At 70.7% G+C, this 9,246-nt stretch carries 7 protein-coding genes; 6 read left to right on the top strand and 1 reads right to left on the bottom strand.

Features of this window, described 5'->3' with window-relative positions; genetic code table 11:
- Both ABT106_RS28905 and ABT106_RS28910 read left to right on the top strand, forming a co-directional pair.
- Positions 1-3,502: type I polyketide synthase (locus tag ABT106_RS28905; protein WP_351283144.1), on the top strand; the 3,502-nt coding region annotated here is incomplete at its 5' end.
- Between the two features lies 1 nt (position 3,503).
- Positions 3,504-3,962, top strand: coding sequence for a nuclear transport factor 2 family protein (locus ABT106_RS28910; RefSeq protein ID WP_351283147.1), 459 nt, complete (start codon positions 3,504-3,506; stop codon positions 3,960-3,962).
- Here ABT106_RS28910 and ABT106_RS28915 read toward each other — a convergent pair.
- Positions 3,956-4,720, bottom strand: coding sequence for an alpha/beta fold hydrolase (locus ABT106_RS28915; protein WP_351283150.1), 765 nt, complete (start codon positions 4,718-4,720; stop codon positions 3,956-3,958). The two genes, ABT106_RS28910 and ABT106_RS28915, sit on opposite strands and share 7 nt — an antisense overlap.
- A gap of 32 nt (positions 4,721-4,752) precedes the next feature.
- Between ABT106_RS28915 and ABT106_RS28920 the strand changes: the two genes are divergently transcribed.
- The 4 genes from ABT106_RS28920 to ABT106_RS28935 all read left to right on the top strand — a co-directional run bounded on the left by ABT106_RS28920 (position 4,753) and on the right by ABT106_RS28935 (position 9,105).
- Positions 4,753-5,586 (top strand): HpcH/HpaI aldolase/citrate lyase family protein, encoded by an 834-nt coding sequence (locus ABT106_RS28920; protein WP_351283153.1) that lies wholly within the window; start codon positions 4,753-4,755, stop codon positions 5,584-5,586.
- On the top strand, positions 5,583-6,995 hold the full coding sequence (locus ABT106_RS28925) for an MmgE/PrpD family protein (protein WP_351283155.1): 1,413 nt from the start codon (positions 5,583-5,585) through the stop codon (positions 6,993-6,995). The genes ABT106_RS28920 and ABT106_RS28925 overlap by 4 nt, the downstream gene beginning before the upstream one ends.
- A 304-nt stretch (positions 6,996-7,299) precedes the next feature.
- The gene (locus tag ABT106_RS28930; protein WP_351283157.1) at positions 7,300-8,088 is read left to right on the top strand and encodes a tyrosine-protein phosphatase; all 789 of its coding nucleotides are present in this window, start codon (positions 7,300-7,302) and stop codon (positions 8,086-8,088) included.
- 171 nt (positions 8,089-8,259) lie between these two features.
- Positions 8,260-9,105 (top strand): methyltransferase domain-containing protein, encoded by an 846-nt coding sequence (locus tag ABT106_RS28935; RefSeq protein ID WP_351283159.1) that lies wholly within the window; start codon positions 8,260-8,262, stop codon positions 9,103-9,105.
- The last annotated feature ends 141 nt before the right edge of the window (positions 9,106-9,246 follow it).

Genomic DNA, 9,246 nt, shown 5'->3' on the forward strand with positions numbered 1-9,246 from the left:
AGGCACCAACCCCAACTGGAACACCTACTACCAACACACCAACCCCCACACCACACCCCTCCCCACCTACCCCTTCCAACACCACCACTACTGGCTCGACAACCCCCCAACCACCCACCCCACCAACACCACCGGACTCGACACCACACACCACCCACTGCTCTCCGCGGTGATATCCGACGCGGACGTGTTCGTGTTCTCGGGTCGGCTCTCGCTCGCCACCCATGCGTGGCTGGCCGATCACGTGGTCGGTGACAGCGTCCTGCTGCCCGGCACCGCGTTCGTGGATCTCGCCCTGCACGCCGGACAGGAATGCGACCTCCCTGTGCTCGACGAGCTCACCCTGGAAACGCCACTGGTGATTCCCGAGCATTCCGCTGTCGACCTGCGGCTGGCCGTCGCAGCCCCGGACGCCGACGGCCGACGGAACCTGCGGATCCACTCGCGTCCGTCGGGGTCGGCCGATCAGTGGACCCGCCACGCGTCCGGCGTGCTCACCGGCTCCGGTGAGGCCCCGGAGGAGCACACCGAACCGTGGCCGCCGAGGGATGCGGTGCCCGTCGAACTGGACTCCCTGTACGAGGGTCTGGAACAGAAAGGGCTGCGCTACGGCAGCGTCTTCCGCGGGCTACGGGCGGCATGGCGGAGCGGTGCGGACGTGTACGCCGAGCTGTCGCTGCCCGAGGAGGCGCGGGACGGCGCGCACGAGCATGTCGTGCATCCCGCTCTCCTCGACTCCGCTCTGCACGCGGTGGGTCTCGGGGACTTCGCCAATTCCACCGCGGACCGGGCGAGCCTGCCGTTCGCCTGGAGCGGCGTACGGATGACGGCCACGGGTGCGGAAACGCTGCGGGTGCGGATATCGGCTGCCGGCAAGGACGCCGTGTCCCTGCACCTGCGCGAAGCGGATGGACGGACGGCCGGCACGATCGGGCGGCTGACCCTGCGGCCTCTGCTCGACCTGGCGGAGACCGGGTCGAGCCGATCGCTGTACGAGGTGAGCTGGGGCCCGCTCGGCTCCTCCCCCAAGCTCGCCGGACAGGCGCGTTGGGCGGTGCTCGGAGCGGACGTGTCGTGGCTGACGGGTTCGGCCGGTCATGTCAGGACGGTGGAGTCGTACGCCGACCTCGCCGCGCTGCGCGCGGCCGCGGACGCCACCGGCGAGGCACCGGACGTGGTCTTCCTTCCGCTCCACCCCGAACCCGACGACGGCGTGCCGAGGGCCGCCGCCGACCTGGCGCGGCGCGTGCTCCTCTTCCTGCAGTCCTGGCTGGCGGATGAACGGTTCACGACCAGTCACCTCGTGCTGACGACGTGGGGCGCGACCGGCGCTGCGGTGACCGGCATCGGCGCGGCGCCGGTCTGGGGCCTCGTCCGTGCGGCGCAGGCGGAGTACCCCGGCCGCATCACGCTCGTCGACTCCTGCGGTCCGAACGTCGAAGCGCGGTCCCTGGCTGAGGTGCTGGCCTCGGGCGAGCCGCAGGCGGCGGTCCGGGAGGGCCTCGTCGAAGTACCCCGTCTCGCGCCGGTCACGGGACCGGCGGGAGCCGAGACGGCGCCTTTCGCCAACGGAACGGTGCTGGTCACCGGGGCTTCAGGGGCGCTCGGCCGGGCGGTTGCCCGCCATCTCGTGGCGACGCACGGCGTGCGGGACCTGCTCTTGCTCAGCCGCCGCGGCAAGACCGCTCCCGGGATGGCCGCGCTCCACGAAGAGCTGACCGGGGCGGGGGCCCAGGTGGTCACCGAAGCCTGCGACGTGGCCGACCGGGAGGCGCTCGCCGCCGTGCTGGCCGGGCGACGGCTCGGCGCCGTCGTGCATGTCGCGGGTGTCCTCGATGACGGTGTGCTGGCGTCGCTCACTCCGGAGCGGCTCACCGGCGTGCTGCGGTCCAAGGTCGATGCGGCCTGGAACCTGCATGAACTGACACAGGATCACGATCTGCACGCCTTCGTGCTGTTCTCCTCCGTGGCGGGCACCCTCGGTGCGGCGGGGCAGGCCAACTACGCCGCGGGCAACGCCTTCCTCGACGCGCTCGCCGTCCACCGCGCTTCAGCGGGTCTTCCGGGTCTGTCCCTGGCTTGGGGCCCCTGGGACGACGGCATGGTCGCGGACCGCCGCCGGCTGGAACGCGGCGGTGTCGTTCCCTTCCCCACGGAAGAGGGGCTGGCACTGTTCGACGCCGCGCTGCGCAGGGCGGAGCAGGTGCTCGTACCGCTGCGCCTGGACACGGCGGCGTTGCGTGCCGCAGGCGATCTCCCGCCCATCTGGGACAGGCTGGTACGGCCGAGGCGGGCCCGTCGTGCGTCGCGAGCCGACAGTGGGGATCTGCGTTCGCGGCTGACCGAGCTGACCGGCGAGGAACGGGAGCGGGCGCTGGCCGAGTTGATCCGTGGCGAGGTGGCCGCGGTGCTCGGGTACGCGTCGGTGGAGGAGGACCTGTCGTTCACCGAGCTGGGTTTCGACTCGCTCACCGCGGTGGACCTGCGCAATCGGATGGAGCGGTTGACAGGGTTGCGGTTGTCGACGACGCTCGTCTTCGACTACCCGACCCCGCCCGCGCTGACGGCCTTCCTGCTCAACGAACTCGCCGTAGCCGGAACGGGGAACGGTGGCGCAGCTGATCCTGAGGCGTTGGACACCCTCGGCGCTCTGTTCCGCCAGGCGTGCGCGGCGGACCGGATCGATGAGGGCATGGAGCTGGTCCGCCTCGCCGCGCGTTTCCGTCCCGTCTTCGACACCGCCGAGGGCCTTCTGCAGCGTCCCCACCCGGTGCCGTTGGCGCGCGGCCCGCGCACCACCCTGATCTGCTTCCCCGCCGTGGTCGCCATGTCAGGAGCGCACCAGTACGCACGTTTCGGCGCCGCGCTGCGCGGGGTTCGGGGCACGGTGGTCCTGCCGGAACCGGGCTTCGTCGCTGGAGAAGCCCTTCCCGCCGATGTGGCCGTACTGATAGAGATGCAGGCACAAGCTGTTCTCGAACAGGCGGGGGGCGGCCCGTTCGCCCTCCTCGGTTACTCTTCCGGCGGCTGGATCGCCCACGCCGTCGGCGAGCGTCTGGAGAAGGCGGGCCACCCCGCCGCCGCGGTGGTGCTCGTGGACACGTACCTGCCGCGCGAAATGAACCCGCGGCTGCAGCAGGCTTTCACCGGCGGACTGTTCTCGCGGCGCGAGCAGTTCGTGTCGATGGACCATGTGTCGCTGACCGCGATGGGCGGCTATTTCGAGGCGTTCGGTGCTTGGGAGCCGCTCCCGGTCACCACCCCCACCCTGTTCGTCCGCGCGGCGGACGCCCTCCCGGACGTGGACGGCGCCCCGTTGGCCGACGACGCATGGGGGCCTGGCTGGTCGCTCTTCCACGCGACCGGCTCCGCCCCCGGTGACCATTTCACGATCATGGAGGAGCACGCGGACTCCACGGCCGCCCTGGTCGACGAATGGCTCACCACTCTTGAAGGCACCGATGACGACCGGGACACCCGGCGCAACGAAGAGGAGAACTGACATGGTTGAGATCACCCCCGAACTGGTCGGCGCCGCGTACCAGGCGGTGAGCTCCGGTGACCGCGAGAAGACCGCGCTGTACTGGTCGGAGGAGCTGCGTTTCCTGGCACCCGGCAACCACGCGCACGCGGGCTGGCGCATCGGCATCGACGACTTCATGGCGTATGTGCGGGCCATGCTGGAGGCATCCGGTGGATCGTGGGCCATGCAGCCCGTCACGCTGCTGATCAACAACGAGGACGGGTACTCCATAGACGCCAACAAGATCCACGCGGTCCGCGCCGGCGCGCCGGAGGGCAGCACCTCGCCGTTCGACGTGCTCGACATCTCCGGTGTGCAGATGCTCAAGTGGGAGAACGGCAAGGTCGTCGAGGGGTACGGCGGCATCTTCGGCGACGGTGGGACGAACTACAGCCAGTGGTGGTCGCCGATCAGCGGTGACGGCGAACGCCGCTACTGACCGTGGAGGAAGGCCGCGATGGCCGCGCCCATCTCCGGCGCGGCGATCGCGGTCGAGTGGTCCCCCGGAACGACCGCGTGGCTGCCCGCGGGCAGCGCGTCGGCGAGCGCCTCGGTGGACCTGACCCTGTCGTCGTCGGCGCCCGCCACCACGAGCGTCGGTACCTGAATCCGCCTCACCGCGTGGGCCGGAGTGGCGACGAGCGTGTCCAGCACCCGCACAAGTGCGACCGGGTCACCGCCGGTGGACCTCAGCCACTGTTCGGCCTTCCATTCGGCGGTGCCGGGTTCGAAGGTGCCCAGGCCGGCGCACACGCGCCGGACCAGCACGCCGACGCTGCCGACGCGCTCGGCGTTGATCTGCTCCATGCCCTGGCCCGCCACGACGGCTCGCCCGGGCGTGGCGCCGCGGGTCAGCATGCGTACCACGGTCCGGCCGCCCAGCGAGTATCCCGCGAGGTCGTAGTCGCCGAGCCCGAGGTGCCGGACGAGCGCGACGGCGTCGTCGGCCAGTACGTCACGCGGGTAGCTGCCGGGGTCGTGCGGTTTGGCGCTGTCTCCGTGTCCCCGCAGGTCCGGCATGATCACCCGGTGGCCGTGAGCGGCGAGCGCGGCAGCGTGACCGGGGCGGACCCAGTGGTGGGCGGCGAACGAGAAGAACCCGTGCAGCAGTACCAGGGGCCGTCCCTCACCCACCTCGCGGTAAGCGAGCCGCGCACCGTCCTGGCCGGGAAAATGACGAACAGGGAGATCAAGCACGTGCCACACGCTACTGCCTCGAGAGGTACGCGGTGATCGACATCACGCGCTCATGGCTCTACGTCCCGGCGCACCGGACCGAGTTGCTGGCGAAGGCCATGGCCGGACGGGCGGACGCGGTCGTCCTCGACCTGGAGGACGCCGTGCCCGGCCACGCCAAGGAGGCCGCTCGGCACAACGCCGTGGCCGCGGTGGCGGGCCCGCATGCGAAACCGCTCTGGGTTCGGGTCAACTCGGTTGACTCCCCGTGGGGTGACGCCGATCTCGACGCCCTCGCGGGCACGGCGGCCGCGGGGCTGCGGCTGCCGAAGGCGGAGGAGCCGGACGCGGTCCGCGCGGTCGCGGAGCGGGTACGACTGCCCGTACAGCCGATCGTCGAGTCCGCGCTCGGCGTGGAGAACGCGTTCCGCCTCGCCACCGCGCATCCGCTGGTCGCCGCGCTCTCGCTCGGTGAGGCCGACCTGATGGCCGATCTGCGGCTGCGCGACCGCTCGGCCCTGAGCTGGGCGCGCCAGCGCCTGGTCAACGCGAGCAGGGCGGCGGGGCTGCCCAGTCCACCGCTGGCCGTGTGGACCGACGTGGCGGACCTCGACGGGTTGGCCGGTGACACCGCGGCGGGCAGGGGGCACGGCTTCTTCGGCCGGTCGGTGATTCATCCCCGTCAAGTGGACGTGGTGAACCGCCTGTTCACCCCGGCCGCGGCGGAAGTCCGCGACGCCCGAGCGTGGCTGGAGCAGCAGCGGGTTCACGACGAGGCGGCCTGGCTGGACGAGCTGGGACGTTTCGTCGACCCCGCGCTGATCGCGAACGCGCGCTGGCTGGTCACCCTGGCCGACGCGCTCGAGAAGAGAGGGGCGGACCTGTGACCCGAACGCCTGCCCAACAACTGGCGGCCCTGGCCGCCAAGGCGGCCCGCACCGGTCTGCCCGACGAGTTGCGGACCGACATGGCCGGCCGGGTGGTCGACCTGATCGGCAACAGCCTTGCCGCGCTGGGCGAGGAGCCCGCGCGCATCGTCTCCACGGTGGTCAGGGCATGGGGAGGCGCTGCGCACTCCACCGCCATCGGCATGCGGGCCCGGGTGCCCGCGCCGTCGGCCGCCCTGGTGAACGGCACTCTGGCCCACAGCCTCGACTTCGACGACACGCACCTGCCGTCGGTGCTCCATCCGTCGGCCGCGGTGATCCCGGCCGCCCTCGCGGTGGCCGAGGAGGTAGGGGCCCGTGGCTCCGCGCTGCTCGACGCGGCGATCGTGGGCGTCGAAGTGACCTGCCGACTGGGCTTGGCCGGGTACGACCCGGTGGCCGGGAACTCGGTCTTCTTCGACCGGGGCCAGCATGCCACCTCGATCTGCGGTGCCGTCGGCGCGGCCGTGGCGGCGGGCATGCTGCGCGGACTCGACGAGGAGGGACTGACCTCGGCGATCGGCATCGCTTGCAGCATGGGTTCCGGTGTGATCGAGGCGAACCGCACCGGCGGCACCGTCAAGCGGGTCCATTGCGGCTGGGCCGCGCACTCGGGTGTCGTCGCGGCTGATCTCGCGCGGCACGGACTGACCGGCCCGCCGACCGTACTGGAGGGCCGGTTCGGCTTCCTGCGGGCGTTCTGCGGCGACCGGGCAGACGTGAGCCGGCTCACCGAGGGTCTGGGCGACCACTGGGAGACACCGGGGGTGTTCTTCAAACCCTATCCCTGCAACCACTTCACCCATGCGGGCATCGACGCGGCCCTGCGCCTCCGGGCGGAGGGAGTGGACCCGCGGAGGATCGTGGCGCTGACACTCGGTGTGCCCGCCCCGGTGGTGCACACGATCGGCGAGCCGTACGAGGAGAAGGTCCGTCCGGAGTCGGGTTACCACAGCGCCTTCAGCGGACCGTTCACCGTGGCCTCGGCACTGCTGGGTGGCGGTGGGCTCGGCGTCTTCCACGAGGACTTCACCGACAAGGCGGCGGCCGATCCCGCGCGTCTCGCACTGGCCGCGAAGTGCCGAGTGGTGGCGGATCCGCGGTGCAGCGCCCTCTTCCCGCTGCGGTTCCCCGCGGTACTGACCGCCGAACTGGCCGACGGCACCCGCCGCACCGTGGAGGCCCTCACCAACCGAGGGGGGCCCGACAACCCCCTCTCACGCGACGAGCTGACGGCCAAGTTCATGCTCAACTCGACGATCAGCACCAGCCGTGAGAAGGCGGAGAGGGTCGCCGAGTCGGCCTGGGCCCTGCGCACCGCTCCGCGGGTCGACGCACTCGTCGATTCACTGGCCGCCGCTCTGCTCTGAAATCGGATTCACCGTCCGATTCCGGAGTGATCGGTGACGTCACCACGGCGGCATTCAGCACGCCCGTCCCTCCAAGGAACCGTCGAGATCCGAACCAATGGCCTCAAGCGGGGCGTTATCGAGAAAGGATCACCGTGTTCGCGATGCACACCTCCTCATCCGGACCAGTAAACGGATACATCGACCGCGGCATCTCGCATTGCCGCTTATCACCAGACGGACGGAGTCCGGACCGTACCGGCCCGTACCTCCCGGCCACGGCCCTGTGCCCGCCTCCCCCGGACGCCGGTCCGGAGGTCCCGCGATGAGCTCCGGCCTTCACAGGATCGAGCTGGCGGGCGCGTTGAACGTCCGTGATCTGGGCGGACTGCCCGCCACGGCGGACGTGGTCACCCGGTTCGGCCGGGTCATCCGTTCGGGCGGCCTTCAGGACCTCACCCCGTCGGACGTCGAACTCCTCACGCGGACGCTCGGCGTCCGCGAGGTCATCGATCTGCGCAGCGGCGCCGAGGTCCACCGCGAAGGTCCCGGACCGCTGACCCGGGTTCCCGGCGTCACGATCCACAACCTGTCGCTGCTCGCCGCCTCCCCACCGGACTCTGACCGGGTGGACACCGGCCGGGCGATGCCCTGGCACGGCAAGCCCGCGGACGGACAGCCCAAGCCGGCGGGTTCGACCGGGCACTATCTCCGCTACTGCACCGAACGGCCGGACTCCGTGGTGGCGGCGCTCCGGATCATCGCGCGCGGTACGGGAGCCACGATGGTGCACTGCGCCATGGGCAAGGACCGGACGGGGGTGGTGTGCGCGCTGGCTCTCGACGCGATCGGGGTGAGCAGGGAGGCCATCGCGGTGGACTACGTGAGGTCCGGTGAGCAGATGGCCGAGATCGCGAAGCGGCTGGGCGGTAACCCCTTGTACGCCGCCGACATCCGTGCGCGGCCGTTCTCGAGCCTCCTGCCGCGCCCGGCCTACATACGCGATCTGCTCACCACGCTCGACAGCCGGTTCGGCGGCATCCACCCTTGGCTCGCCTCACACGGCTGGACGGCGGAAGATCAGAGCGCGCTGTCGAGTCGCCTGACGGATTGAGCGGGCGCGGACGTCCCGGATTCAGGTCCACCGGATTTGTCCGGACGGTTGAATCAGACTCCCCGCACGCGCGAGGCCGCGTGTACGAAGGTCCACTTTTGGTCGGTCCACGGGATTGGTTGAATTCTACCCGGTCCGCAGCGATCTCCATTCTCGTAAGGAAGTGGCGGCATGACGGTCGGCTCATCCGACATGAACAACGACGTCGCGAATTTCTACAACGGCAGCGGAACAGTTCGCGTGGCAGGGAAGATTCGGGACCGCTGGGGCGGCAACCTGCACAATGGGTACTGGCACGACGACAACGACGACGCGCCTCCGGAAGTGGCGACGGACCGTCTCACGGACCTGATGATCGAACTCCTGGCGCCCCAGCCCGGACAGAAGGTGCTCGACATCGGGTGCGGGATCGGCAAGCCGGCGGCCCGCCTGCTCCAGGCCCACCCGGTGCGGCTGGTCGGCATCACGATCAGCGAGTCCCAGGTGGACCAGGCCCGGACCGGCGCGGCCGAGGCCGGCCTCTCGGACCGGGCCGCGTTCGAGTACGCGGACGCGATGCGCATGCCGTTCCCGGACGACTCGTTCGACGCCGCCTGGGCTCTGGAGTCGCTGTTCCACGTCCCGGACCGCGCCCAGGTGCTGGCGGAGACAGCGCGTGTGCTGCGCCCGAACAGCCGGCTGGCGATCGCTGACTTCGTGCTGCGAACGCCGATCAGCGATGCCGGGATGCGGGCCGTCGACCGGATCTGCGAGACGTTCGGCGTGCACTCGTTCAGCTCCTTGGACGACTACACCGCCCAACTGTCCTCGCACGGCTTCAAGGATCTTGACGTCCGGGACATCAGCGACAACGTCGCCCGCACGGGAACCCTTCTCGCCGACGCCTGGGAGTCCGTGCGGGACCAGCTGGTGGAGAACGGGAACTCGGCCGAGGTCGACGCGATGATCGAGGCGACGCGCGAGTTCACCAGCACTCCGGAGTTCGGCTACGTCCTCATCTCCGCGACCCTGAGCTGATTCCGGGCCGGTCGACGCCCCGGCTCCACCGCAAGCGACACACCAGGTCGGGGGGGGGGGGGGGGGGCACCCCGCCCCCCCCACCCCGCGGCGTTGACGCGACCGGCGTCACTTGACGCAGGCACCTCCAGTGGGTTGCAT

The organism is Streptomyces sp. NPDC002044, from assembly GCF_040296725.1.
In the GTDB taxonomy this organism is placed as follows: domain Bacteria; phylum Actinomycetota; class Actinomycetes; order Streptomycetales; family Streptomycetaceae; genus Streptomyces; species Streptomyces antarcticus.

Excerpts from the sequence above, each read along its gene's own strand:
- ABT106_RS28910 (WP_351283147.1), top strand. The coding sequence starts at position 3,504 with ATGGTTGAGATCACCCCCGAACTGGTCGGCGCCGCGTACCAGGCGGTG.
- ABT106_RS28935 (WP_351283159.1), top strand. The coding sequence starts at position 8,260 with ATGACGGTCGGCTCATCCGACATGAACAACGACGTCGCGAATTTCTAC.
- ABT106_RS28930 (WP_351283157.1), top strand. The coding sequence starts at position 7,300 with ATGAGCTCCGGCCTTCACAGGATCGAGCTGGCGGGCGCGTTGAACGTC.